Origin of the sequence: Devosia nitrariae (assembly GCF_030160115.1) — a bacterium.
Lineage (GTDB): Bacteria > Pseudomonadota > Alphaproteobacteria > Rhizobiales > Devosiaceae > Devosia > Devosia nitrariae.
In genome coordinates this window covers 353,370-378,630 of sequence record NZ_BSNS01000002.1, presented here as the reverse complement: position 1 = coordinate 378,630, position 25,261 = coordinate 353,370, and the positions used below count along the sequence as shown (strand labels likewise).

Here is a 25,261-nt window from a genome sequence, read left to right as displayed (position 1 = left end):
GATGCTCCGGCCTTTCGCGAACAATCCGCGACACCATAAAAAGCCGGAACGCGCGACAAGAACGACGTCTGGAGCTCTCATTCCAAACTCGGTCAGGCGAGGGTCTCGCGCAGGAAATCCACCGTGCGTTGCCAGGCCAGCTCCGCGGCTTCCGCATCGTAGCGGGCTGCACTCGTATCGTTGTTGAAGGCGTGATTGACGCCTTCGTATATGAAGAGCTGATAGTCGACGTCAGCAGCCTTCAGCGCGTCCTCGTAGGCCGCGATGCCCGCGTTGATGCGATCATCGAGCCCCGCATAGTGCAGCATCAACCGTGCCTCGATCTTGGGCACGTCCTCCGCGGCCGGCTGGCTGCCGTAATAGGCAACGCCCGCTGCAAGCTCGGGTGAGGCAATCGCGAGACTGTTGACCGTGCCGCCGCCCCAGCAGAAGCCGATCGCGCCGACCTTGCCGTTGGCATTATCGAGGCCTTGGAGGTAGTCGATGGCGGCGACCCCGTCGGCGGCAACGCCCGCTGGATCGAGGTCTCCGAAGAGCGCGCGCGCCGCGTCCTCGTCCTCGGGCGTACCGCCGAGGCGGGAGAGAAAGTCGGGTGCCAGTGCGATGAAACCTTCGAGCGCCATGCGCCGCGTCACGTCCCGGATATGGGCGTTGAGCCCCCTGTTCTCGTGAACGACGATGACCGCGCCGAACGGCCCGCCTTCACTGGGAGTGACGAGATAACCGCGCATTTCGCCCCCGACTCCCGGATAGGTCACGTCCTCGGCTGTGAGCCGTTCATCGTCCTCAGCCACCAGCCCCTGGGCATGGGCGTTGGCCGCCATCAGCGTCGCCGCGGCCGTCGCTGCGCTCATCGAACCGGCAAGCTTGGCCAAGTGGTCCATGAATTTGCGCCGGTCGAGCGAAAGATGCGTGTAGTCGTCATAGAGCGCGATCATCTCCTGGGTGATCGCGGGTGCCTGCGCACTGCCCGTCTCGCGTGCTTGCTTATCGGTCATCATGGTTCCTCCCTTCCGCGGGTCAGGGTAGGAAGACCGCCATGGCGTCGGCATGACCCTCGCGCAATTGTGACTGTCGGCGCATGGCGACCGCTCACGTGCGGCGGTTCTATTCCCCCGCCAGCCGCACTTGCGGCCCGTCGAACTCCACTTCCTCGAGACGCTCGGTCGACTGCGCCAGGGAAACGCCCTCCGGCGCATCCTGCTCGCCATCCCAGCCCTGCGGCAACTGCTTGCTGGTCTTGGCACCGAGTTCGCGCAGCATCTCGATCTGGCGCAGCACGTTGCCGCGGCCGGTCGACAGCTGGTTACGGGCTTCCGAGAAATTCTGCTGGGCCTTGTCGAGGCTCTGCCCGAGCCGGTCCATGTTCGTCAGGAATCCGGCGACCTTCTCATAGAGACTGCCTGCCCGTTCAGCGATCTCCTCGGCGTTCTGGTGGCGCTTCTCGATGTCCCAGACATTGCGCACGGTGCGCAGCACCGTCATCAGGGTCGTCGGCGTCGTCAGCATCACGCCCTGGCTCATGCCGTATTCGAAGAGCTTGGCGTCTCCGCCGATAGCGGCCGACAGCGCGGCCTCGATCGGCACGAACATCATCACATAGTCGAGGCTGCTCCGGGCGTGGCGCTGGTAATTCTTTTCGCCGAGCGTGCGAATATGCGTGCGGATGGAGGTGATGTGCGCGGCAAGATGGCGAGCCCGCTCGTCCTCATCCTCGCAGTTCACATGCGCCTCGAACGCGGTCAGCGAGACCTTGGAATCGATGATCATGCGATCATCGTTCGGCATCAGGATCTCGACGTCTGTCCGCAGCCGCGCACGGTCGTCTCCAATGTGACTCTGCTGGGTGAGGTATTGCTCACCTTCCCTGAGGCCTGAGCGCTCGAGGATGGTCGAGAGGATCATTTCGCCCCAGGCGCCCTGGGTCTGGGAATTGCCCTTGAGTGCGCGCGTGAGGTTTGCGGCCTCCGTGGTGATCTGCAGATTGCTTTCCGCCAGCGCCCGGATCTGTTCGCTCATGGCGGACCGATCCTTCAGAAGACCGCTGTGGAATTCGACGATCTTCTCGTGCAAGGGCTTCAGGAGGATATCAACCTGCTCGCGGTTCTGCTTGGAGAACGTCTCGCCATGGCTCTTGAGCACGTCGCCGGCGATGGCCTTGAACTCGTCGGTCATCTGCGCCCGCGCGGTCTCGAAGCGCTTGAGGTTCTCTTCCGATTGCCGCGACTGCTCGGCCATGCGCGCTTTCAGCGCCGCGGTTTCAGCCAGGAGGCCCGCATTGGCCTGCCGCTCGCGCCAAAGCTGTTCGTCGAGATTCTGGATACGCCCGTCGCGCTCGGCCAGTTGCTGGACGAAATTGGCACGCAACGCCTCGGCGGCCTGCTGGGCGGTTTCGGCGACCCGTCGCGCGCCGGTGCGCAGCGCCGTGATGAGCAGCCCCATCAGCAAAAGCGCCACCAGAGCCGCGCCCGCGGCGATGGCCAGCCCCAGCGTCACCGGCACGTCGCCCACGATGAAGATCACACTATCCATCGCGTCAGCTTAGCCGATTCCCGCGTTCACGCAATGTTCTTATTGCCGGCTTGAACGAGAGTCTGGAACTTGCCTGCCTCCTAGGACTGCGTTCAGCCATTGCGCGTTGACGTACCGCAAAGCGATAGCGGGCGATTCCCGATTGTGTTAGGGTGTACACGTTTCAACACAGAGGATGTTTATGACCGTCAGCACCACCATGACAATTCGGGTTCGACCGGATGTAAAGGAAAAGCTCGACCGGATCGCGGCCGACACACAGCGCAGCAAGTCATTCCTCGCCGGCGAGGCTGTCGCGGCCTATGTCGAGCGCGAGCTGGAAATCATCGAGGGCATCAAACGCGGCATGGCCGACGCGGCGGCCGGCCGAGTGATCCCCCATGCGAAGGCCGTCGCGGAAATGCGTGAGGTCATCGAGGAAGCGAAGCGCCGGAAAGCCATGCGCGGATGAGGCCGGTTGTCTGGTCGATTGAGGCGCAGCGGGATAACGTTGAAATCTTGCGCTATATCGCAGAGAACAACCCCTTCGCCGCCGAACGGGTCGTGGACGCGATCGAGGAAGCCGGGAACAAGTTGGGCGAGACGGCGACTGGCCGGTCGGGACGGGTGAGCGGAACCTATGAAAAGTCCCTCGCCCGTCATCCCTACATCATCGCCTATGAGCTGCGGCCGATCGCAGGCCGGGAAAGCGTCGTGGTCCTACGCCTCATTCACACGTCGCGGGACTGGCCGGCCGAGGAATGGCCGCAATAGGCTCGGGGTGGGTCAGACGGAATGAGAACAGGGGCCGTTCGGTACCGTTGAGCTGTTGGGCTCTGTCCTGCTCCCTGCTGCCCTCATCAACCCATGGGCAGTTGACCGCCGCGCCGAAAATACCATATCGAGAACCGAACCCCCTCTCAGGACTTCAATAGATGGCCGTCCGCCCCATTCTCGTCATTCCCGATGCCCGGCTGCGCGCCGTCGCCGATCCGATCGAGGAGGTCGACGACGATGTGAGGGCGCTGGCCAGGGACATGCTCGACACCATGTACGATGCCCCGGGCATCGGCCTTGCCGCGCCGCAGATCGGGGTCATGAAGCGCATCGTCGTCATGGACCTCGCCAAGGAAGGTGAAGATCCCGCTCCCATGGTGCTGATCAATCCCGAGATCCTCAAGGTCTCCGAGGAGACCCAAATCACCGAGGAAGGGTGCCTTTCTATCCCCGAGCTCTACTACGAGGTCGAGCGCCCGGCCGAAGTCACTGTTCGCTACACCGATCTCGAGGGCAAGACGGTGGAGGTCGAGGCCAAGGAACGCCTGGCCGTCTGCATGCAGCACGAGCTCGACCACCTCGACGGCGTGCTCTACATCGACTACCTCTCGCGTCTGAAGCGCGACCGCGTCATCAAGAAGTTCGACAAGGCCGCCAAGCGCGTGGCGGGGTAGGCGCCTCTCGACCGCCCTGAACAGTCATCCCGGCGAAACGGCGTGGGTTGCATCTGGCCAGCCCCCGCCCATGCATGTCGTGCGGCTCCTTGGTTGGCTTGTACACTGGCGCGGTGACATCGGTGGCAATAACAGGAGACAAGCGGCATCATGCGCGTCATCTTCATGGGAACGCCTGAGTTCGCCATTCCGACCTTCACCGAGATCGTCTCAAGCGGCCATGAGGTCGTGGCCGTTTATACCCGCGCGCCCAAACCCGCCGGTCGCGGCCAGGCCGAGCGCAAGTCGCCGGTCCACGAGGCGGCCGAGAGCTTCGGTATCCCCGTCTTCACGCCAAAATCCCTTAAAGGGGCCGCTGAGCAGGACGTCTTCCGCCTCCATGATGCGGATTTGGCCGTGGTCGTCGCCTATGGGCTGATCCTGCCGGGGCCCATCCTCGATGCACCCCGGCTCGGCTGTCTTAATCTGCACGGCTCGCTCCTGCCGCGCTGGCGCGGCGCCGCGCCCATTCAGCGCGCCATCATGGCTGGCGACACGCGCACCGGTGTCATGGTCATGAAGATGGACGAAGGGCTCGATACCGGCCCTGTCGCCCTGGTCGACGAAATGGCCATCGGTCCCGACATGACGGCCGGCGAACTGCATGACAGCATGATGCGCCTCGGCGCCGATCTCATGGGGCGGGCGCTGGCGGCGTTGGAGCGCGGCAGCCTCGATTTCACCCCGCAGGCCGAGGAGGGCGTCACCTACGCCCAGAAGATCGAGAAGGCGGAGACCCGCATCGACTTCTCCCGGCCCGCCGAAGCGGTGCACAACCATATCCGAGGCCTCTCGCCTTTCCCCGGTGCGTGGTTCGAGTTGATACTTTCCGGAAAGCCCGTGCGCGTTAAAGCGTTGCGCTCGACGCTCTCTGAGGGGCAGGGGACACCCGGTACCATCCTCGACGACGGCCTCACCCTTGCCTGCGGCACCGGCGCGGTGCGCCTGACGCAAGTGCAGCGCGAAGGCAAAGCTGCCATGGACGCTGCGACGTTCCTGCGCGGCGCCGGTGAGCTGCCTGCGGCGGTCGTCTCCTGACCATGCCTCGCTATAAGCTCACACTCGAATACGACGGCAGCCCGTTCAAGGGCTGGCAACGTCAAGCCGACCAGCCTTCGGTGCAGCAGGCGCTAGAGGAGGCTATTGCCCGCTTCTCCGGGGAGACGGTTGTCACCCAGGCTGCTGGCCGCACCGACACGGGCGTCCATGCCCTCGGCCAAATCGTCCATTTCGATCTCGAACGCGAGTGGGACCCGTTCCGCATCCGCGAGGCACTCAACTACCACCTGCGGCCGGCCCCCGTCGCCGTCCTTGAGGCCGAAGCGGTCGACGAGACGTTCGAGGCGCGTTTCTCGGCGACCGCTCGCCATTACGAATTCCGCATCCTCAACCGTCGCGCGCCTGCGGCCCTGGAAAGGCACCATGTCTGGCATGTACCCATGCCGCTCGATGCCGACGCGATGCATGCGGCCGCGCAGCTCATCCTCGGCAAGCACGACTTCTCAACCTTCCGCGCCGCCGAATGCCAGTCGAACTCGCCGGTCAAGACACTCGATCATTTTGCCGTCCGCCGTGAGCTCGACCATCTGGTCATCACGGCGAGGGCGCGCAGCTTCCTGCACCACCAGGTGCGCTCGATGGTTGGGTCCTTGAAGCTCGTCGGCGAAGGCAAGTGGACGCCGGCCGATTTTCGCGCCGCGCTCGATGCCGCGGACCGTAGCCGCTGCGGACCGCTGGCGCCTCCTGATGGGCTCTACCTCACCAGGGTCGTCTACTAGGATCCTTTGGCAGTTGTCGTTTGGCAGTCGCTTGTCAAATGCTGCCGGCTAACAACGAACCTCGAAGGAGGCGCTGCGCTCCGGCATAAAGCTGTGTGCTGTCGCATATCGGCTCCGCCTCGATGCCGATCATCCCGTTGTATCCGGCCTTGTTGAGCCAGCTTAGCTCGTTAGTCCAGTCAATCTGGCCGGAGCCGAACTCGTGCCGGCCGGGAATGTCGGCTGCCTGGATATGGCCCACGAGGTCCATATTACCTTCGACGGCCCAGCCGAGGGCTTCTCCATTGAGGATGGCGTGGTAGCGGTCGTAGAGAAAGCGCACATCGTGGCGGTCGAAACGCCGCAGCAGGCCCAGCGCAGTTCGGGAGTCCTGTACAAGCGCGTTCGGACCCTCGAATTGTCGGTTGACGACTTCGAAGAGCAGTTGCAAACCCGACCCGAGTATCGCATCCGCTGCGGCATCCAATGCCGTCAGCAACGCATCGTACTGGGCCGCTTCGCTGCGGCCCTCGACGCGGTCGCCGCCCAGAACAACAAGCTTTGGGGTCTTGAGATTGAGCGCGACCTCTGCGGCGCGCCGAACCCTTTCGAGGAAGCGCGTATGCGATCCCGGATCACCAAGTTGGCATTTGTCCTGCCAGGTCTCGACGCAGAGTGTGTGGAGTTCGGTATCGTTCTCCGCCAGGGCCTCCCGCATGTCAGCGAGAGGCTTGTTCCGCCAATCCCAGATTTCGACGGCGGTGAAACCACTGGCCGCGGCCGCACGACGCGATCCGGAAAGCTTCGTCCTCCCTCGGCAAAAGCCATTTCGATGCAGACGCTGAAGTCGATCATGACTGGTAACGGGAGACGACGGCCCCGCCCTCAGTCAAGGCGGCAATGGGGTCAGCGGCCATATCGAGTTCGATGAGGGCAATATCGCGGCCCGGCGTGCGATCCATAGCGGCTGACCAGCCGGCCCAGTCGACGATGCCTTTGCCGAAATCGGCCATGTAGCGCTGCTGCTGATCGTAGATGGTAGAGTCGATAACCAGATGCCGGTCGATCGGTCCAAGCGCGTCTTTCCAGTGCGCCAGGGCGGTGCGTTGGCTATGGCGCTGCGCAACCTTGACCGGATCGCCGCCGCCAAGCGCGATGTGGCAGGAATCCGGGCAGAGCCAGACGTAGCGCGGATCGGTTAGCGCCATGAAGAGATCGATGTCGCGCTCGTACCAGAGCGTGCTGTTTGACTCCGTATGCAGCACAAGCTTTATGCCTTGCCGGCTGACCGCTTCGCCCACGGCGTGGGCGATATCGGCCATGCGTTCCATATATCGGCCATCCACGAACACTGGCGGCTGTTCACCAAACGTCTTGCGCATGGGAAGCCCCGCTACCAAGATGCCCGCGTTCAGTTCGCCGAGGAAATCCGCTCGGCGCTGAGCATCGGCGACAATCGCCGCGGTATCGGCCGGGCCGTCCCACTTTGGTCCGTCGGCGACAAAGGCGCTGACGACGGTGATACCTTCTGCGTCCAGCGCCGTCTTGAAGGCCGCAGCCGTACCGAAGGCTTCCAGCGCGCTTTCGATGCTCCCTGGCCCGAACGTTAGCTCCAGTCCGGTAACACCTGCTTCGCCAAGTGCCCTTAAAACCTTATCCCAGAATTGGCGAGGGTGCGCGGCAACCCAGGCTTGAACCTCATCGAAGTTTTTGAGCCCCCAGAAAGCGGGATGGTAGAAGGTGATGATGTCGGTGGCGACAGTGAATGCCATGAGGTGTCCCTTTCTGAATTGGGGCGCATTTTTCCCAGCTATTTTATGCCGGTACCGGCGATGCCCTGGACGAAGTACTTCTGAAGGAAAAGGAAGAGAATGAGCACCGGCATCAGCACTACGATCGCGCCGGCAAGCAACAGGCCATACTCGGTGGACCTGGCGCCTTGGGACGCCACTGCCAGCCCCACTGGCAGGGTATAGGTCTCCTGATTCTGCGCTACGATCAGCGACCAGAGAAAGTAGTTCCATGAGTTCAGGAAGGTGATGATTGCAACCGTGGCTATCGCCGGGCCCACCAGGGGCAGGAAAATCCTGAAAAAGATCGTGAACTCGCCAGCCCCGTCAAGCCGCGCCGCCTCAAGCAACTCATCTGGGACCGAGTCGGCGAACTGGCGCATAATGAAGACGCCGATAGGCATGACCGCTATCGGAAGCACCACGGCAGTCAATGTGTTGACCAGTCCCATCTGCACGATGATGACGAACTGCGGTACGAAGAGCGCGACATAGGGCACCATCATCGCTGCCAGTACGCAGCCGAAGACCAGTTTGTGGCCGGGAAATTCAAGCTTGGCCAGGGCATAGCCCGCCATAGTAGCGAAGAGCACATTGGTAATCACGGTAGCCGCGGAGACGAGCAGCGAATTCGCCATGTAGCGGCCGAACATGCGCTCGGTGAACAGGGTGAGGAAGTTGGCCAGGTTTGTGAAATTGCGTGGCAGCCAGGCTCCCGGTGCGGCCATGATTTCGGCCTGTGACTTGAAGGCACCGAGCAGCACCCAGACAAAGGGCAGCAGGGCGATCACAGCGCCGATGGTGAGCAACCCATAAAGCATGGCGGTAACAAGCGGGTGCGGCTTGCTCATCAGCGGACCCTCAACAGGCGTAGTTGCAGCACGCCCAGAATGACGACGATGGCCAGCATGACGTAGGAGCCGGCCATGGCCGGGGCGATGTTGCCCTGGCCAAATTGCTCGTAGACCCAAAGAGCGACGGACTTGGTCGAACTCAACGGTCCGCCCTTGGTGAGCAGATAGGGTTCATCGAAGATATTCATGAAGGATACCGTCATCAGCACGGTCACCAGCAGCGTTGCCGGCTTGAGCAGCGGCAGGGTGATGGCGGTGAAACGGCGCCAGGCTGTAGCGCCATCGATCCGGGCGGCTTCGTAGACATCGAGGGGAATCGACTGAAGTCCGGCCAGGAACAGCACCATGCAGGTGCCGACGTTGCGCCACACGGCCAGCATGATCACAGTCGGCATTGCCATCCGGGGGTCACCCAGCCAGTTCGGGCCGGCCGTGCCGAGCGAGGCGAGGAAGGAATTTACCGGGCCGCTCAATGTGAAGGCGTACTGCCAGATCACCGCAGCCGCCACGATATTGGTGATGAAGGGCAGGTAAAATGCCGCCCGGTAGACCGCGCGCAGCTTGGTGATGCCGCTGTTGAGGCCGATTGCCAGGGCAAGGCCGATCGCCATGGTCAGCGGGACGCCGATGACGACGAACAACGCCGTCGTCCACACCGACTTCAGGAATCCAGGATTGGTCAGGACACGGGTGAAGGTCTGGAGCCAAACGAAATCGACCTCAAGCGGCCGCCTGATGTCGGCGACGCCGACGTCGGTGAAGCTGTAAATCAGCGCCAGCATGGCGGACACCGCGGTGAACACGACGAAGATCGTCATGAAAGGGACGACGAACAACCAGGCCGTAGTCGCCCGCCAGCGGCTGGGCTGTTGCATCCAGGACGCGATGCGGGAGCACTGCGGTGCTCCAGGCTTGAGTGGCGGCCAAGGCCGGCCCTCGGGGACGATGCCCCGAGGCCGCTCGGGATGTCAGCTGCCGAGGCCGACGCCTTCGGCAAAGCTCTGGACGTCATCGAGCACATCCTGCGCACTCGCCTGACCGCGGGCAACGAGTTCCATCTGCTGGCCCATGTAGGTGCCGACCTGGTTCCAGGTGGGCACCTGGGGAATATCGACGGCGGTCTGCAGGGCAGCACGCTCGGCGTCGAGCAGCGGATTCGCAGCGATTGCGGGATCATCCCATGCGGCCTTCGCCGCCGGCAGGCTACCGAATACCTTGTACCAGGCAAGCTGGGTTTCGGGCTGAGCCATGTAGCGCACCAGCTTCCAGGCAGCATCGGGGTTCCTGACGTCCGCAAGCACTGCCAGACTGCCCGAGCCGAGCGCCGAAATGCTTCCCGCCGGACCAGCCGGGACTTCAGCCGTAGCAAGGTGCTGGGCGACCCAATCGGCACCGTTGGGATCCTTGAGGAACTGCTCGAACCAGGGGCCAATGTCCTTGCCGGCAATTTCACCCGAGGTGAACCATGGGACGGTGTGGAGGAACTTTGGACCGTCCGGCGAAGCGTAACCTTCACTGATCAGCGAGCCCCAGAATTCGAGCGCTTCGACGTTCTCGGGCGAGTTGATGGTCCATGCGGTCCCGTCAGCATTGACGAAGCTGCCGCCGTTCTGATGGACATATTCGTTCAGGCCCTGAGCGTTGTAGATATCATAGCCGACGTCGAGCGACAGCGGCCAGGCGCCGCCTTGCTCCTTCATGGCAGCAGCGAACGTCTTCAGCTCTTCCCAGGTCTTTGGTGCGCCGAGACCGGCTTTTTCCGCCAGATCCTTGCGATACTGGAACATCGTGGCATAGGCATCCATCGGAACGCCATAGGCCACGCCGTCCTTCACATTGGTGTTGTAGACATTGGCAAAGAAGGCATCTGGATCGACGAGCCCTTCGGGCACGGCTGCGAAGGCCCCGGTCGCCATCAAGCTGGCCTGGCTCTGGGAATAAAGACGCACAACATCAGGCACCGTCCCAGCGGCTATGGCGGTCAGCAGCTTTGTGTCGAACTGGTCCGATGGAATCTGCGTGACCTGGATATCAAGGTCCGGATTTGCCGCTTCAAACGTTGCGAGAAAGTCGGGTAGCTTTTCGGCCTCCGCTCCACCGATCCAGACCTGAAGCGATCCAGTGGCCGGTGCATCATCGATTGCGTCCTGCGCGGTGGCGGCATGCGTCGTGAAGACAGTAGCGGCCATGAGTGCCGCTGCGATGGCTAGGTGTTTCATGGACTTTAGTCCTCCGGAAATGACCCGTGAATGACGACATTCCTGGCCTGTCCGAACGCAGCTTCCCTCCACACCGGCTAGACCGTTTAGACTTGGCAATCGATTGCCAACGCGCTATTCATGGCATATGCCGATTTGGTACGCAAGTGTGGTTGACGCCTCTTAAGTGAGCTACATCGCGATGGGCGGACGAGGTGGGGAAAAGCATGGCTAAAAACAACGAGCGAGCCCATGGACCATCCATCGCCGACGTCGCGCGGGAGGCGGGAGTTGCGACCTCCACCGTAAGCCGCGCACTGTCCAAGCCTGGAAGGATTGCCGAACCCACGCGCCTCAAGGTTGAAGCGGCGGCCCGCAGGCTTGGCTACACCGTCAACCAGACCGCTCGGAGCCTGAGGGTCGGGCATACACGCACGGTGATGATCGTTCTGCCCGAAGCGCTCTATGTCGGCGCATCGCAAACCGTTATCGAGGGCCTCGCCTCGGTCGCCAGCACGCTGACGGATCGCGGCTACCACCTGTTGATCGCCAACGTGTCGCGCGAAGCCTGGACCGACGAACACATTGTCACCACCGCACTTGGCGGCACCATCTGCGGCTTGATCCTGATGGCGACCCTGCCACCTAAGGCGGCGGAACTCACGGTGGCAGATGCCGGTCTGCCCATGGTGTCGCTGCATTTCGACCAAAGTGCACAAGGTATTCCGAGCGTGGTCAGCAATGACCGGGCGGCCATCTCCGAAGCGGTCGACACCCTTGTCGGCATGGGCCACCGGCGCTTCGCCTATGTTGGCGGGCGAGCGGATAACTATCACGAGATCCAGCGGGTGAGTGGCGTGTCCGATGCGCTGACCACTGCCGGCCTGCCGGCCGACGCTTTGCAGGTGCTGCGCGGCGACTTCAATTTCGGCGGCGGCGTCCGCGCAGCAGAGGATTATCTCCACCTTCAGGTGGACCAACGGCCCAGTGCCGTAGTTTGCGCCAACGACGACACGGCCATCGGCTTCATCAAGGCGGTGTCGGATGCCGGGCTCTCCGTGCCGGACGATGTCTCCGTCATCGGATTCGACGGCGCCCCAGTCGGAGCCTTCATGGTTCCCAGTCTGTCCACGATCCAGCAATCCACCACTGAACTCGGCCAGTATGCGGCCGACCTGCTCATCCGCATGGTGGAGGGTGAAGCCGTCGCTCAGAACGAACGCATCGAAGTGCCCTGTCAGCTTACGCTGCGTCAGAGCGTGCGGGACATCGCACCATGAGGCCGCAGGCCCGCAAGTCCCTTCGCGGAGGCGCTATCCTCGGCAACTTCTTTCACGCCCTGTCCCGGGACCGGCTGGACGTTCTGTTCGATACCCTCATCGTCGTGGACACAGCGGCCGGCCCGGTTCCGCGGTCGATCTTGTCACTGCCTTCCATCTCGCCACCGCGGGCGGGGCCGACGTGCTGGATCTCCCGATCGGCCGGTTGCAGCCCGGTTGCCGTTTCGACCTTGTCGCCATTGACGTGGCCGCGCAGGCGGGGGCGTCAGCGATCCCAGGGCGATCTTTGAAAGGATCGTCCACGGCGCTACCCGCGCCAATATTGCGGCGGTCTGGGTGGAAGGGCACCAGGTCGTACCAGCGACGCCCGCCGATATTGCGCCCGTAGAGCGCCATTCTGCATTGCGCCCGACCCTATCCTGATTTCATCGAACCATTGGAGCCCACTATGCCGGAAACACTATATGACGCCCTGATCGTCGGATCAGGCGCATCTGGCATGTTCGCGGCCAAGGAACTGACCGCGCAGGGGCTCAAGGTGGTCCAGCTCGAGGCCGGCCCGGAAATCGGCGTCGACGATTTCAATCCGTCCTCCGTACGTCGCCAGAGCGAACCTCTGGCAACGGGCCAAGGCCTTCATCGGCGGACAGGGCGTCCAGGCCCGTGCTGCCTTCTTTGACGCCCGTCAGCGCCATCTCTTCGTCAACGATCGCCAGCTCCCCTATACGACGCCGCCTGACGCCCCTTTCGTCTGGATCCGCAGCCGCCAGGCCGGCGGACGCACCCATGTCTTTGGCCGCATGCTGCTGCGTTGGACCGATGACGACTTTAAGATTCATAGTCGCACCGGTCGTGGTGTTGACTGGCCGATCAGCTACGACGATCTCGTGCCCTATTACGGGGAAGTAGAGTGTGCACTGGCCCTTTATGGCGAGGTGGACAATATCCCCACGCTACCCGACAGCATCTATGGCCATCGCGCCGAAATGACTGCCGCCGAACGCACCTTCAAGGACGACGTTGAAAGCAAGTGGCCCGAACGCAGAGTGGTGACCTGGCGCTATATCGGTCCCGAACCCACACGCATCCTGCCCCCGCTGCGGGACGCCATTGCCAGCGGCAATCTCGATATCCGCTACAACACCGTCGTCAGCAAGATCCTGACCGACAACGGGGGGCACCGCGCGACGGGGGTCGAAGTCATTGACCGCGTCACCCGCGAAAAAACCCTTGTGCATGCGCGCTCGGTCATCCTTTGCGCGTCGCCGGTCGAAAGCGTCCGGCTGATGCTCAATTCGGCCTCGCCGCGCCATCCCCAGGGACTCGGCAACAGCTCGGGCACGCTGGGGCGCTACTTTGTCGATCAGCTGCCTTGCGTTGTCACCGGCACCTACAGCAAAGCCAAGGGCTGGACCACGGCCGACAACGCGCCGGCCGACCCGTTCTATGGTCCTTCCGGCGGTATCTATGTGCCGAGATTTATCGCGACCGATGGCAACACAGCGGCGAGCGACTTCGCCTTCCAGGGCAGTATCGGGCGTTACAGCACGCCGGACGATGCCAATGCGCGCTTCAGCTTCTTCGGCTATGGCGCCATGGACGCCGACCCGGAAAACCGCATCAGCCTCGATCCCAGGCGCCGCGACGCATGGGGTATTCCGGTCCCCCACATCCGCTGCAAGATCGGTGGGCACGACCGTCAGACGCTCAAGAACCAGATCGAGGCTATCGTCGAAACCATCGAAAATGCCGGCGGTCAGATCGAATATGTCGGATCGCCGCTGGGACTTGAGGAAAAGGGACGAGGTGCATACCCCGACGCCGATCCGATCAGCCGCCTTATCTTCCGCTGGATGTTCTCCCGCACTATGGTGATGGGTGCGGCCATTCACGAAGCTGGCGGCGCGCGCATGGGGGGTGACGCGCAAACGTCGGTTCTCAACAAGTGGAACCAAAGTTGGGATCTGCCAAACCTTCTTGTCACCGATGCCAGCGCGTTCGCCGGCAGCGGAGTTTCGGGAACTACGCTCACTATTATGGCAATGACAGTTCGGGCATGCCGGCACTTGGCCGCAGAACTTCGCGGAGGTGATGCGGAAGGTTAGTTTCGAAAGACTATAGGTCGCTTTGGCTCGTCGAGTGCCGTGGGCCATACAAGATATGGTCCAATCGGCAATTCACCCCGTCACGGAAGGTGGTCATTTCACCCTCAGGGGTGGTGCCGGTTTTTAGGCAGGGGCATAAGGTGGATCGCACCGATGAGAAGGACGATCCAGCACGCATCCAATCGAACCTCGATCTCGGAGGGGTGCCTTCAATGACTTGGAGAGTCGACCTCACCCGAGCCGGCCGGCGTCCCCGTCGTGTTGACCGTCGCCAAGTCCCCATTGGGCTCATCAACCCCTAACCGCTCTCCCCGCCGCCTCGTCCAGCGCCTGCAAAAACGCGCTGCGGTCTTTCGCCGTGAACCCGGCATTGAGGCCCCTGCTCTCGCCGGTTTCACGCAGGTGCTGGTTGAGGTCGCGCATGGCGAGCGCCATGCCGATCGAGGCGCGGGTGAAGGGGCGGCCGGTGGGCCCGAGGACGATGGCGCCCTTTTCGAGGGCGCGGCTGGCGAGGGGGATGTCGGCCGTGATGACGATGTCGCGGGCGCTCGCGTGTTCGGCGATCCAGTTGTCTGCGGCGTCGGGACCCTGGGGCACCATGATGTTGATGATCATTGGATCGCGCGAGGGGCGCAGGCCGAAATTGGCGACGAACGTGACTTTGAGGCCATGGCGTTCGGCAACGCGGATGACTTCCGACTTGACCGGGCAGGCATCGGCATCGACGAAAATCTGCGGTGTGCTCATCCAGGCCTTCTAGCCGTCCGAACCCGCCGAGTCACGAGCGCGGTCTCTCCTTCGCCCACCATGCGAGCGCCCCACGTCGTTTCGTTCGCCCTGTATTGCCGCTCGCTTCCTTCACTGCGATCGCGGGCCGGGGCGCCAGTCGCGCAGGTTGAGGGCGGTGTTGACGAGGGTTGTGACAGTGCTTGCGGGAAATCCCCCATCTGAACACCCCGCTCTATGTCATACTCCTCGGCCAGAAGCCCGACGCCATTGCGGAGTGACAGGAGGCGCTCGCAGAGCCGGCCACAGCAGCCGGATGCCAGTATTACGGCCTCGACCCCGGCCAATGACAGCACGCGCGCCTCGGCCTGTCGGTCGAGGACTGCATGATGGTGGCAATGGATCTGCATGATCGCCTTTGCGCCCTCGTCGGAATGGCGGAGGCCGGACTCCTGTCGATCAAGGAACTCGGAGAGGTGGAAAGTGTTCCGGGAGAGGCGGTGTGCTCGTTCTTCGCCCGGAAAGAGCCCCGGCAATTCGTCGCGGAAGGCACTAAACCGCCGGCGCCGTCGCGCCCGGAATCATCGAGGCCAGGATCAATACGCCGAGGAATTGCGCAGCGAACTGCGCGCCGATGAAGATGACGATTTGCATGGGCGCCAGCGTCACGATCACCCGCGCGATGTTGATCTCGATGATGATGGCGACGAGTCCGATGGCCAGAAGCGTAAAGTCGCCGGCCCCGATCAGCCGCAGCACCAGGACCGTGAGAAGAGCGATGAACAGGCTGACCCAGTTGTCGGCAACGAGATAGGGGATGAATCCATCGAGCCGTCCCATCTGCCGCAGCACGAAATAGACGACGCCCATCTGCAAGACGAAAAGCGAAGCGCCAAGGAAGATCGAGCGCGTCGCCGTTCCCGGCTCAGAAGGCACGCCCAGAAGCCCCGGCCCGAAGGCAGTGATGACGCTGGCCAGGATCAGCGCGATGAAACTGCCGACAAGCCCGCGCTGGCTGAAGTCGAAATGGTCGGCCGCGTGCCGGTTGCCGGTCACCAGCGCGACAAAGCCGCGGGCAGCGGCGGCCAGTTCTTGCGTTATGCTGGTCGGCTGAGACAAAGGGACTTTCCGTTAGAGCGAGGCGGCAGGGGAACTTGCAAGCATGTAAAGCGTCATGGGGATTGCCACAAGAAGAACCGCAGTCAAAACGGCAAACGCGGCGGAAATGCCGATGCTCCAGCCGCCCGCCACCTGTCCGAGGCGAAAGAGCAGCAGCGCTATTCCCAACAGCGCAACGAGAGCGAAGGCAGGCCCCAATGGCGCAAGGAAAGTACCGGCAACGAGGAACACTATCATTGCATAGGTGCCCGGGACCAGAAGATCGAGGACGGACCGCGTCAATCCCAGCATCGCCTTCGTCGCATAGGCACTGACGGCGAGGGCGCCGACATAGAGGCCGAAAACCAGTAGGCCGATTGCAGCGCTGGCAAAGTCGGGTGCGGAGCCTGCCGGCCCGTAGAGGAGAATGAGGAAGGCAACGAGGAAGAAGAGGACGAGCGCCGTCGCAAGTCCCGCGCCCGTCAGCACGAAATGCCGCGCCCAGTCCTCCTCGCTCGTAAGGATGGCGCGCCAGCCGGCGACGGCGCCGGTAATGGCGCGAATGATCCTCATTGCGCGTCCGACACTAGAAATCGCTCGATAAAGGAGCGGTAGATTTCAGTCAGCCCGGTGACGTCGGCGATGGCCACGTGCTCGTCGGTCTTGTGCATGGAGGTCCCCACCAGCCCGCACTCGACCACCGGGCAATAGTGCGCGATGAAACGTGCGTCCGAGGTGCCGCCGCCAGTCGAGAGAGTCGGGCGCTGCCCGGTCCTTTCGACGATCACCGCCGTCAGCAGGTCGACATCGGCGCTTTGCGGCGACAGGAACGAGCGCGAAGGGACGCCGCTCGCCTCGAACCGGATCGCGCAGCCGCGAGGATCGACGCCGGCGATGCGCTCGTTCACCCACTCCTTGAGCGTCTCGGGCGTCCACAGATCGTTGAACCGGATGTTGAACCTGAGGCTCCCCCTGCCGGGGATGACGTTGCCGGCGGGGTTGCCGACGTCGATCGTCGTCACCTCGAGGTTGCTCGCCGGGAAATGCTCGGTGCCGCCATCGAGCGGGTCGGCCTTGAGCGCGGTGGCGATCGCCGCCAGCACCGGCAGCGGGTTGTTGGCCTTTTCCGGATAAGCGACGTGCCCCTGCACGCCCTCGACGCTGACTATGCCTGAGAACGAGCCGCGCCGCCCGATCTTGATGCTGTCGCCGAGGGTCTGCGCGGAGCTCGGCTCTCCGACGACGGCAAAGTCGAACGTATGGCCCTGGCCGTCGGCCCATTCCATCAGCCGCGCCGTACCGTTGACCGCGTCCGCCTCCTCGTCATTGGTGATCGCCAGCGCGAGCGTGCCGGTCTCTGCCACTCCCTCCATAACCACCCGCGAGGCGGCGGCAACGAAAGCGGCGACGCCGCTCTTCATGTCGGCGGCACCCCGCCCATAGATATACCCATCCGCCACACGCGGCACGAATGGATCGCTTGTCCAGTCGGCGACATTTCCCGGTGGCACCACGTCCGTGTGCCCGGCGAACAGCAGCCGGCGGCCGCCCCGGTCGCGGATGGCAAAGAGATTGTCGACCGGATAGGAGCCGCCGCCGTCGAACCGCAGCCGCGAGACGGTAAAGCCGAGCGTCAGCAGGGCCTGCTCGATGACATCGAAGACGCCTGCCTCCTCGGGCGTTACCGAGGGGCAGGCAATCAGCGCTTTCAGCAGTTGGACGGGATCGTCCGCGATCGTCGTGGTCACTGGCAATCCCGTACTATTGAGTCAGGCCGTCGCCGAAGCCGTTCCGCCGAGCGGATCGGGTCCATAGGCATTGGCCCCGCTGTCGCCCTTCAGGAAGCCCATGACGACCAGCAGGTAAAGGGCGAGGAGTCCGACGATCGCCGGAACAATGGTTCCAATTAGGGTTGGCGTGGGCATCAGCATGCCATTGACTTCGGCCACCGTGAAGCAGAGGCCCAGCCCCTGCAGAACCGACAGCAGCGCCAATAGCCCGATATAGGCATAGACGTCCCAACCGGGACTGTTGCGGTCGTGCCGGCGCTTGAGCATCACCGCCATCATCGGATAGGCGAAGATCAGGACCACGACGAGATTTGCCCAGCCCGCTCTGCTCGCCGAGTCGAGAAATTGTTGCCCGATCGCCTGGGCGTCGCCACCCGTGGTAGCATCCGGCAGTGCCGGATTCATCATGCCGAGCCCCAAGAGCGGCAGCACGAGAAAGCTCAGGGCAATCAGGGCGACAGCAAGGATTATGGTGCCGATCCAGAATGTCTTGCGGCTGATCCGCCCTTCGAAGCTGCCAAACAGAAATGTCCAGTCCATACCGTCCCCTCCCGGTGTGTGTGGCGAACCCATCCGCCGCCTACTAAGTAAAGACTAGTAGAACGCATTGAGTCTGGCCAGATATCAGTCCCGCAGCAAGTCGTTGATGCCGGTCTTGCTGCGCGTCTGTGCATCGACGGTCTTGACAATGACTGCGCAATAAAGGCTCGGCCCTGGTTGCCCGTTGGGCAGCAGCTTGCCCGGCAGGCTTCCCGAAACGACGACGGAGTACGGCGGCACCTTGCCCATGTGGATTTCGCCCGTCGCCCGGTCGACGATCTTGGTCGAGGCGCCGATGAAGACGCCCATGGAAATGACCGAGCCCTCACCAACGACCACGCCTTCGACGACTTCAGAGCGCGCCCCGATGAAGCAGTTGTCCTCTATGATCACGGGACCGGCCTGCAGCGGCTCCAGAACGCCACCGATGCCGACGCCGCCGGAAAGGTGGACGTTCTTGCCGATCTGCGCACAGGACCCGACGGTCACCCAGGTGTCGACCATCGTGCCCTCGTCGACAAAGGCGCCGAGGTTGACGAAGGAGGGCATCAGGATCGCGCCCTTGCCGATATGGGCCGAGTGCCGCACGATCGCGCCCGGCACCGAGCGGAAGCCTGCCTCGCGGAAGCGGTTCTCGCTCCAGCCCTCGAACTTCGAGGGCACCTTGTCCCACCAAGCGCCGCCGGCGGGACCGCCTTCGATCATCCGGTTGTCGTTGAGGCGGAACGAGAGCAGCACCGCCTTCTTCAGCCACTGGTTGACCTGCCAGCCCTCGGCGGTCTTCTCGGCGACGCGCGCCTTGCCGCTGTCGAGTAGATCGAGCGCCTCCTCGACCGCCTCGCGCACCGCCCCTTTTGTATCGAAAGTGATCGCGGCCCGATCCTCAAAGGCATCGTTGATCGTGGCTTCGAGATCGGCAAGCGGCATCGGATGATCCTTCAGGACATGATTTTGCAAGGCGTGTATTTGGCTGGGCCGGACATTACCGGCCAAGGCTTGGCTGTCAATCGCGCGGTCAGCACCACCGAGATCATCATCAACAGATACCATGAGCCGAGCTTTTCGATGCTGATCAGAAACCATCCATCGCGCCGGCTGGGATAGGGTCCGCGTTTCGCGCGAAATTGTGACACTCTGCAGATTGCGCTATGCGCTCCGCCAGGCCCATTGATCCTTAACGCGGCTCTGCGAGGGTGCCGACATGGATTCCAAGGAGAAGCCGGAAATGGCCAGACGCCACCAGACGCCGCTGCGCACTTCGGTCGAGGACATCGATGCCGCCCGCCGCGCGCCATCGACGCCGCAGACCCAGTCGTCTGCCTATAACCTGGCCTTCGCCGATGCCGAATTCCTCACGAGCGAGGACACGCGCGGCATCCGCTTTCAGCTCGAATACCAGAAGGTCGAGTACCTGCTGCGCGAGCGTGGCATCAATTCGACCGTGGTGCTGTTCGGCGGGGCACGCATCCCCGAACCCGGCAAGCCCGCCTGGGCGGCCAAGAACGAGACGCAGAAACAAAACCTCGAGGCGGCCTCGCGCTACTACATAGAGGCACGTCGCTTTGCCCAATACGCTTCGCTGACCTCGAAAGCAGTCGATTATTCCGACTATGTCATCGTCACCGGTGGCGGTCCTGGGGTGATGGAGGCGGGTAACCGCGGTGCCGCCGATGTCGGCGCGCCCTCCATCGGCTTGAACATCGTCCTGCCGCATGAGCAGGCGCCCAACCGCTACGTGACGCCCGAGCTGAGTTTCAACTTCCACTATTTCGCCACCCGCAAGATCCACTTCCTCTTGCGCGCCCGGGTCGTTGCCATCTTTCCCGGCGGCTTCGGGACGCTGGACGAGTTCTTCGAGACGCTGACCCTCATCCAGACCCACCGCATGGACCCCATTCCCGTGTTGCTGTTCGGTGCCGAATTCTGGAAGAAGGTCATCAATCTCGAGGCCCTGGCGGAGGCCGGCACCATCGCCCCGACCGACCCCGACCTCTTCACGGTGGTCGAGACCGCCGAGGAGGGCTGGAACGTCGTGCGCCAATTCTACAACCTGCCCGAGGTGGCTCTCGCGGAGTAGGGGGGCATCCTTGCTCGTGGACGCTAAGGAGGGGAACCAAGCCCATTGCGCTCGGCGAAATGGCCGTGTCACATCTCTCCTCTAGGGGGAGTCCAACTGGTGTTGCCTCAGGGGGCTGAAATGGACACCTACGATCTCATCGTTATCGGTTCGGGTCCCGCCGGGCGCCGTGCCGCCATCCAGGCCGCCAAGCTCGGCCGCTCGGTGCTGGTCATCGAGGACCGCCTGCGCGTCGGGGGCGTTTCGGTCCATACCGGCACCATTCCGTCCAAGACGCTGCGCGAGACCGTGCTCAACCTCTCCGGCTGGCGCGAGCGCGGCTTTTACGGTCTCGCCTACCGCGTCAAGAAAGACATCGAGGGCAAGGACCTCGGCGCACGCCTGCGCATGACGCTCGACTACGAGATCGACGTGCTCGAGCACCAGTTCGCCCGCAATGGCGTCAAGACCCTCGGCGGCAAGGCGCATTTTCGCGATGCCTCGCACGTCGTCGTCGCCGGCAACGATGGCGAGGAGCGGATCGTCGGTTTCGACAAGGCGGTGATCGCCGTTGGCACCGCCCCCTATCGGCCCGCGCATATTCAATTCGACGACCACACGATCGTCGACAGCGACAGCCTCGTTTCCGAGCTGCGCGTGCCGCGCTCGCTGACGGTCGTGGGGGCAGGGGTCATCGGCATCGAATACGCCACCATCTTTTCCGCCCTCGACGTGCCCGTCACTCTCGTCGAGCCCAAGGAGCGCTACCTCGAGTTCGTCGACCGCGAGATCATCGACGAGTTCACCCACGAATTGCGCAAGCGCGGCATGACCATGCGCTTGGGGGCCAAGGTCGAAAAGGTCGAGAAGGATGCCCAGGGGTGGCCGGTCGCTACCCTTAACGACGGTCGTCAGGTGCGCAGCGAGATGCTGCTTTATGCCGCCGGCCGGGTTGGCGCCACCGCCGATCTCGGTCTCGACAAATGCGGCGTTGTTCCCGACGAGCGGGGGCGCCTGAAGGTCGATCCGGTCACCTTCCAGACCACGATTCCGCACATCTATGCGGCCGGCGATGTCATCGGGTTTCCCTCGCTCGCTTCGACATCGATGGAGCAGGGGCGCATTGCGGCCCTCCATGCCTTCGGCGCCTCCATGCCGCCGGCCCCGGAGTTCTTCCCTTACGGCATCTACGCCGTTCCCGAGATCTCCACCGTCGGTCTTTCCGAGGAGGACGTGCGCCGGCAGGGGATCCCCTACGAATGCGGCGTTGCCCGCTTTCGCGAAACCTCTCGGGGTCACATCATGGGCCTGCAGTCGGGCATGATGAAGATGATCTTCGCCCTCAAGGACAGGAAGCTGCTTGGCGTCTCGATCGTCGGCGAGGGCGCGACCGAACTGATTCATATCGGCCAGGCCGTCCTCAATCTTGGCGGCACGCTCGACTATTTCGTCGAGAACACCTTCAATTATCCAACGCTCGCCGAAGCCTACAAGATCGCCGCGCTCGACGCATGGAACCGCATGCCGCGCGTACCCCTGGCCGAAACCTCCGCCGAAGAGCCCGCGGCGAGGAAGCCGCGAGCGGCTGAATAGTCAGGCTCTTTCGTCCTTGCTCGATTCCATCACCACATAGGTGGTGAGCGAACTGACCTGCGGCAGCGTTCCGAGAATGTCGGTGTGGAAGCGCTTGTAGTCATCGAGGCTGGAGACCTCCACCCGCAGGAGGTACTCGATCGTGCCGGTGACGTTGTGGCACTCGCGCACCTCCGGGGCCAGCGACACGGCGCGCTCGAATGCCTTCTGGGCCGCGCGCGAGTGTTCGGAGAGTCCAACTCCGATATAGGCGGTAAAGCCGATACCGAGCGTTGCCCGGTTGGTGACCGCCCGATAACCCTTAATGACGGCGGTCCGCTCCATCTCCTGCACGCGCCGCAGGCACGCCGAAGGCGACAAGCCCACCCGCGCGGCGAGATCCAGATTGGTGATGCGTCCATCCTGTTCCAGGATGCGCAATATCTCACGGTCTTTTGCGTCCATGCGACGCATATATTGTGGGGACTGCCGCCAATAAGCAACGAAAACGTAGCACATTGCGTGAGATCGGAGCGATGATCCTGCGATGAGCACCGAGACCCTCACCGCCCTCATCGCGTTCGCTTTCGTCACATCGGTGACGCCAGGGCCGAACAACCTGATGCTCCTCGCCTCCGGCGCCAATTTCGGCGTTCGGCACACGCTGCCGCACATGCTGGGCGTTGCCATCGGCTTCACTGTCATGGTGCTTCTGGTCGGCGTCGGGCTCGTCGGCCTCTTCGAAGCCGTGCCGATGAGCTATTTAGTCCTCAAGGTGTTGAGCGTCGCCTATCTTCTCTATCTTGCCTGGAAGATCGCCACCGCGTCCGGGCTCGGCGAGAAGTCGCTTGCCGGCAAGCCCATCACTTTCCTCCAGGCGGCCGCTTTCCAGTGGGTCAATCCAAAGGCCTGGTCGATGGCTTTGACCGCTGTCACCGTCTATGCCGGAAGCCGCTCGTTTGAGGCCGTGGCCTTAGTGGCGCTGGTTTTCGGCATCATCAACCTGCCTTCGACCGGCGCCTGGGCAGTGGTCGGCGGCCAGTTGAAGCGCTTCCTCACCGATCCGGCGCGCTTGCGGGTCTTCAATATCGTGATGGCACTGCTGCTCGTCGCCTCGCTCTATCCGGTTCTCTTTTCGCGGTGAAGCGCCGGCCAATCTTTCCTTGTCCACCACGGATACTCTAGTCTCCCTTCGCAAACCGAAGGGACCGAGCCATGCCGCAATCGTTCGACGCCATCGTCATCGGAGCCGGTCAATCCGGTCCGTTCCTTGCCGCGCGCCTTGCTGGAGCTGGCTGGAAGACAGCGCTCATCGAGCGCACCCATCTCGGCGGCACCTGCGTCAACGATGGCTGCACGCCGACCAAGGCCCTGGTCGCATCGGCCCGTGCCGCCCACATGGCCCGCCGCGCCGCTGATTTCGGTGTGGTGCTCGACGGTGGCGTCTCTGTCGATATGGAGGCCGTCAAGGCCCGGAAGGACGCGGTGGTCGGCGCCTCGGTCAAGAGCCTCAACGACTGGCTGCGCAACATGGAGAATCTTATTGTCTTCGACGGCGAAGGCAGTTTTGTTTCCGCCAGTGAGGTGGCCGTCGACGGCGAGGTGCTCGCTGCGCCCAGGATCTTCCTCAATACCGGCGCGCGTCCTCAGGTCCCGGAGTGGCCCGGCATTGATACCGTGCCCTATTTGACCAACACCACGATGATGGATGTCGACTTTCCGCCCGAGCACCTGGTCATTGCCGGCGCCAGCTATGTCGGGCTCGAATTTGCCCAGATGTATCGACGCTTCGGGTCGAAGGTGACGGTCATCGACCGCCGCAAGCTGCCGGCTCCCCGCGAGGACGCGGAAATTTCCGAGGCGATCCGCGATATCCTCACGGCCGAGGGCGTCGAGTTCCTGTTCGAAATCAAAGACGTGAGCGTCGAGAATACCGGCAGGGGCGTTCGTCTCTCGCTGACCGCCGGCGGTGAGAACAGGGCCATCGAGGGCTCGCACCTCCTTCTCGCTCTCGGGCGCACGCCCAACACGGATGCCCTCAACCTGCCCGCCGCCGGCCTCTCGGCCAATGCTCGCGGGTTTATCGAAGTCGATGAGCACCTGCGCACCGCTGTTCCCGGCATATGGGCCATGGGCGACGTCAACGGACGCGGCGCGTTCACCCACACCTCTTACAACGAGTTCGAGATTGTCGCCGACAATGTCATTGACGGCGGCGAACGCTCACTCGCCGGCCGTATTCCCGCCTACGCGCTCTATACCGATCCGCCGCTGGGGCGCGCCGGCATGAACGAGCGACAGGTGCGCGAGACCGGCCGTCCCGCGCTGGTTGCGACTCTTCCCATGCAGAAAGTCGCCCGCGCCCGCGAGAAGAGCGAGACGCAGGGCATGATGAAGATCATCGTCGATGCAGAGAGCAAGCGCATCCTGGGAGCTGCTATTCTCGGCATCGAGGGCGACGAAGTCATCCACACCATCCTAGCCTATATGGCCGCCGATAAGCCCTACACGCTCCTCCAGGAGACCATGCACATCCACCCGACGGTCAGCGAGCTGGTGCCGACCCTGTTGGGTGGACTGAAGCCGCTGGAGTAGGGCCCAGGCCAGTTCCTGCTTCCGCCAGCCGGTCGAGCAGGAACGCCCGTTCAATGGCGATACCGGCCCATTCGTCGGGTGCCTGCGCATCGAAGATCAGGGTATAGGGTCCGGTGTAGCCGGCGCTCTCGGCGGCATGGATGCATTGGCCATAGTCGTCGGCGTCCAGCACACCATCGGTAAAGCCCGCCTTGGCGTGGCAGAGTTCGGCGCGCGAGAAGATGGAGGCCAAGTCGTCGTACTTGCCCGGCCCGCTCCAGTTGCCGAAATCGCCGTTGAGGCCAACCTTCCCTTCGGTGCGGTCGAGCAGGCCATTGACGAGCTCGGGCGTTGCGAGGAGATCGAACCAGTTCTCGGTAAAGAGCCTGATAGGCGCTTCAGAGTACCTGTCGGCGATGGCGGTGAGGCCATCGGCGGCAAGGTCGAGCGCTTCGCGGCTGGGCTTCTGTTTACCCGCGATGATCCGTGCGTGCTCGGCGCCAAGGGCAATAGCGGTCTCGACCCAGCCGGAGATCCACTTGCCGTCGCGTCCGGCCGTTACTGGGTTGCTGAGGTCGCCCGCCTCGATCAGCATAGTCTGCAGCGCAACGCCGGCGCTTGCCAGCGCGTCCCGGAATTCGGCAAGGTACCCGGCATCGCGCGAAGGCAGGTGGAACGAACAGACTTCCAGCCGCTCGATCCAGTGCGATTTGACCAGCGCCGGCAGGTCGATGAGCCTGGCGCTGCCGGGGCCGTAACTTTCCTCGCGCGGCCCGACCCCGTCGCTGTCGAGATCGTGGGGAAAGGTGACGCCCAGTGTTTTATGCAGCGACCAAGTGGAGACGGCGATTCGGGATTCGACAGTTTCGAGCATGGTCTCCTCCTGAGGTTTTCCGAAGAGTCTGGCACCGGGCGCGCAG

The 25,261-nt window shown here is 63.1% G+C and carries 26 protein-coding genes and 1 pseudogene; 12 read left to right on the top strand and 15 right to left on the bottom strand.

Going from position 1 to position 25,261, the window contains the following annotated elements:
* Window positions 1–92: 92 nt before the first annotated feature.
* Together QQK18_RS02485 and QQK18_RS02480 are read right to left on the bottom strand one after the other, a co-directional pair.
* Window positions 93–1,001 carry a dienelactone hydrolase family protein gene (locus QQK18_RS02485; RefSeq protein ID WP_379994563.1) on the bottom strand — a complete coding sequence of 303 codons (909 nt, stop codon included), beginning with the start codon at window positions 999–1,001 and terminating at the stop codon, window positions 93–95.
* A 106-nt stretch (window positions 1,002–1,107) separates the two neighbouring features.
* Window positions 1,108–2,532 (bottom strand): DNA recombination protein RmuC, encoded by a 1,425-nt coding sequence (locus QQK18_RS02480; protein WP_284338688.1) that lies wholly within the window; start codon window positions 2,530–2,532, stop codon window positions 1,108–1,110.
* 181 nt (window positions 2,533–2,713) lie between these two features.
* Here QQK18_RS02480 and QQK18_RS02475 point away from each other — a divergent pair, with 181 nt between their 5' ends.
* From QQK18_RS02475 to truA, 5 genes are all read left to right on the top strand, one after another.
* Window positions 2,714–2,983, top strand: coding sequence for a CopG family ribbon-helix-helix protein (locus tag QQK18_RS02475; protein WP_284338687.1), 270 nt, complete (start codon window positions 2,714–2,716; stop codon window positions 2,981–2,983).
* Entirely contained in the window at window positions 2,980–3,285 is a 306-nt protein-coding gene (locus tag QQK18_RS02470; RefSeq protein WP_284338686.1) for a type II toxin-antitoxin system RelE/ParE family toxin, read from the top strand. Before QQK18_RS02475 ends, QQK18_RS02470 begins: the two co-directional genes overlap by 4 nt.
* Window positions 3,286–3,446: 161 nt before the next feature.
* Window positions 3,447–3,962: a peptide deformylase gene (gene def, locus QQK18_RS02465; RefSeq protein WP_284338685.1), complete on the top strand. Its 516-nt coding sequence runs from the start codon at window positions 3,447–3,449 to the stop codon at window positions 3,960–3,962.
* A gap of 150 nt (window positions 3,963–4,112) precedes the next feature.
* The gene (gene fmt / locus QQK18_RS02460; RefSeq protein WP_284338684.1) at window positions 4,113–5,039 is read left to right on the top strand and encodes a methionyl-tRNA formyltransferase; all 927 of its coding nucleotides are present in this window, start codon (window positions 4,113–4,115) and stop codon (window positions 5,037–5,039) included.
* Window positions 5,040–5,041: 2 nt separating this feature from the next.
* Window positions 5,042–5,779, top strand: a complete 738-nt coding sequence (truA, locus tag QQK18_RS02455) for a tRNA pseudouridine(38-40) synthase TruA (protein ID WP_284338683.1) — start codon at window positions 5,042–5,044, stop codon at window positions 5,777–5,779.
* Between the two features lie 34 nt (window positions 5,780–5,813).
* Here truA and QQK18_RS02450 read toward each other — a convergent pair whose 3' ends face one another.
* From QQK18_RS02450 to QQK18_RS02430, 5 genes are all read right to left on the bottom strand, one after another.
* Window positions 5,814–6,596: a TIM barrel protein gene (locus tag QQK18_RS02450; protein ID WP_284338746.1), complete on the bottom strand. Its 783-nt coding sequence runs from the start codon at window positions 6,594–6,596 to the stop codon at window positions 5,814–5,816.
* 13 nt (window positions 6,597–6,609) lie between these two features.
* Window positions 6,610–7,530 carry a sugar phosphate isomerase/epimerase family protein gene (locus QQK18_RS02445; protein WP_284338682.1) on the bottom strand — a complete coding sequence of 307 codons (921 nt, stop codon included), beginning with the start codon at window positions 7,528–7,530 and terminating at the stop codon, window positions 6,610–6,612.
* Window positions 7,531–7,568: 38 nt separating this feature from the next.
* Window positions 7,569–8,399 (bottom strand): carbohydrate ABC transporter permease, encoded by an 831-nt coding sequence (locus tag QQK18_RS02440; RefSeq protein WP_284338681.1) that lies wholly within the window; start codon window positions 8,397–8,399, stop codon window positions 7,569–7,571.
* Window positions 8,399–9,220, bottom strand: a complete 822-nt coding sequence (locus tag QQK18_RS02435) for a carbohydrate ABC transporter permease (protein WP_284338680.1) — start codon at window positions 9,218–9,220, stop codon at window positions 8,399–8,401. The genes QQK18_RS02440 and QQK18_RS02435 overlap by 1 nt, the downstream gene beginning before the upstream one ends.
* A gap of 150 nt (window positions 9,221–9,370) precedes the next feature.
* The gene (locus QQK18_RS02430; RefSeq protein WP_284338679.1) at window positions 9,371–10,621 is read right to left on the bottom strand and encodes an extracellular solute-binding protein; all 1,251 of its coding nucleotides are present in this window, start codon (window positions 10,619–10,621) and stop codon (window positions 9,371–9,373) included.
* A gap of 206 nt (window positions 10,622–10,827) precedes the next feature.
* Here QQK18_RS02430 and QQK18_RS02425 point away from each other — a divergent pair, with 206 nt between their 5' ends.
* The gene (locus QQK18_RS02425; protein ID WP_284338678.1) at window positions 10,828–11,880 is read left to right on the top strand and encodes a LacI family DNA-binding transcriptional regulator; all 1,053 of its coding nucleotides are present in this window, start codon (window positions 10,828–10,830) and stop codon (window positions 11,878–11,880) included.
* Window positions 11,881–12,328: 448 nt separating this feature from the next.
* Window positions 12,329–13,985: pseudogene (locus tag QQK18_RS02420) on the top strand (GMC oxidoreductase).
* Window positions 13,986–14,276: 291 nt separating this feature from the next.
* Here QQK18_RS02420 and QQK18_RS02415 read toward each other — a convergent pair.
* The 6 genes from QQK18_RS02415 to dapD form a co-directional block, all read right to left on the bottom strand.
* Entirely contained in the window at window positions 14,277–14,732 is a 456-nt protein-coding gene (locus QQK18_RS02415; protein ID WP_284338677.1) for a YaiI/YqxD family protein, read from the bottom strand.
* Between the two features lie 531 nt (window positions 14,733–15,263).
* Complete coding sequence (locus QQK18_RS02410) at window positions 15,264–15,830, bottom strand: hypothetical protein (RefSeq protein ID WP_284338676.1); 567 nt, start codon at window positions 15,828–15,830, stop codon at window positions 15,264–15,266.
* A gap of 12 nt (window positions 15,831–15,842) precedes the next feature.
* Window positions 15,843–16,382 carry a hypothetical protein gene (locus QQK18_RS02405; protein ID WP_284338675.1) on the bottom strand — a complete coding sequence of 180 codons (540 nt, stop codon included), beginning with the start codon at window positions 16,380–16,382 and terminating at the stop codon, window positions 15,843–15,845.
* On the bottom strand, window positions 16,379–17,557 hold the full coding sequence (gene dapE / locus QQK18_RS02400) for a succinyl-diaminopimelate desuccinylase (RefSeq protein WP_284338674.1): 1,179 nt from the start codon (window positions 17,555–17,557) through the stop codon (window positions 16,379–16,381). The genes QQK18_RS02405 and dapE overlap by 4 nt, the downstream gene beginning before the upstream one ends.
* 21 nt (window positions 17,558–17,578) lie before the next feature.
* Window positions 17,579–18,139, bottom strand: coding sequence for a DUF805 domain-containing protein (locus tag QQK18_RS02395; protein WP_284338673.1), 561 nt, complete (start codon window positions 18,137–18,139; stop codon window positions 17,579–17,581).
* 84 nt (window positions 18,140–18,223) lie between these two features.
* A complete protein-coding gene (gene dapD / locus QQK18_RS02390; protein ID WP_284338672.1) occupies window positions 18,224–19,066 on the bottom strand; it encodes a 2,3,4,5-tetrahydropyridine-2,6-dicarboxylate N-succinyltransferase in 843 nt (280 codons plus the stop codon).
* A gap of 3 nt (window positions 19,067–19,069) precedes the next feature.
* Here dapD and QQK18_RS02385 point away from each other — a divergent pair, with 3 nt between their 5' ends.
* The 3 genes from QQK18_RS02385 (at window position 19,070) to sthA (ending at window position 21,788) form a co-directional block, all read left to right on the top strand.
* The gene (locus QQK18_RS02385; protein ID WP_284338671.1) at window positions 19,070–19,243 is read left to right on the top strand and encodes a hypothetical protein; all 174 of its coding nucleotides are present in this window, start codon (window positions 19,070–19,072) and stop codon (window positions 19,241–19,243) included.
* 121 nt (window positions 19,244–19,364) lie between these two features.
* On the top strand, window positions 19,365–20,216 hold the full coding sequence (locus QQK18_RS02380) for an LOG family protein (protein ID WP_284338670.1): 852 nt from the start codon (window positions 19,365–19,367) through the stop codon (window positions 20,214–20,216).
* 120 nt (window positions 20,217–20,336) lie between these two features.
* Complete coding sequence (gene sthA / locus QQK18_RS02375) at window positions 20,337–21,788, top strand: Si-specific NAD(P)(+) transhydrogenase (protein ID WP_284338669.1); 1,452 nt, start codon at window positions 20,337–20,339, stop codon at window positions 21,786–21,788.
* Here the strand turns inward: sthA and QQK18_RS02370 are convergent, their stop codons facing one another.
* On the bottom strand, window positions 21,789–22,232 hold the full coding sequence (locus tag QQK18_RS02370; RefSeq protein ID WP_284338668.1) for an Lrp/AsnC family transcriptional regulator: 444 nt from the start codon (window positions 22,230–22,232) through the stop codon (window positions 21,789–21,791).
* A gap of 82 nt (window positions 22,233–22,314) precedes the next feature.
* On the opposite strand from QQK18_RS02370, the gene QQK18_RS02365 reads away from it, so the two are divergent.
* Window positions 22,315–22,911, top strand: coding sequence for a LysE family translocator (locus QQK18_RS02365; RefSeq protein WP_284338667.1), 597 nt, complete (start codon window positions 22,315–22,317; stop codon window positions 22,909–22,911).
* A gap of 71 nt (window positions 22,912–22,982) precedes the next feature.
* Window positions 22,983–24,362 (top strand): FAD-containing oxidoreductase, encoded by a 1,380-nt coding sequence (locus tag QQK18_RS02360; RefSeq protein WP_284338666.1) that lies wholly within the window; start codon window positions 22,983–22,985, stop codon window positions 24,360–24,362.
* On the opposite strand, the gene QQK18_RS02355 is transcribed toward QQK18_RS02360, so the two are convergent.
* Complete coding sequence (locus tag QQK18_RS02355; protein WP_284338665.1) at window positions 24,313–25,215, bottom strand: sugar phosphate isomerase/epimerase family protein; 903 nt, start codon at window positions 25,213–25,215, stop codon at window positions 24,313–24,315. The genes QQK18_RS02360 and QQK18_RS02355 overlap by 50 nt on opposite strands.
* Window positions 25,216–25,261 lie beyond the last annotated feature (46 nt).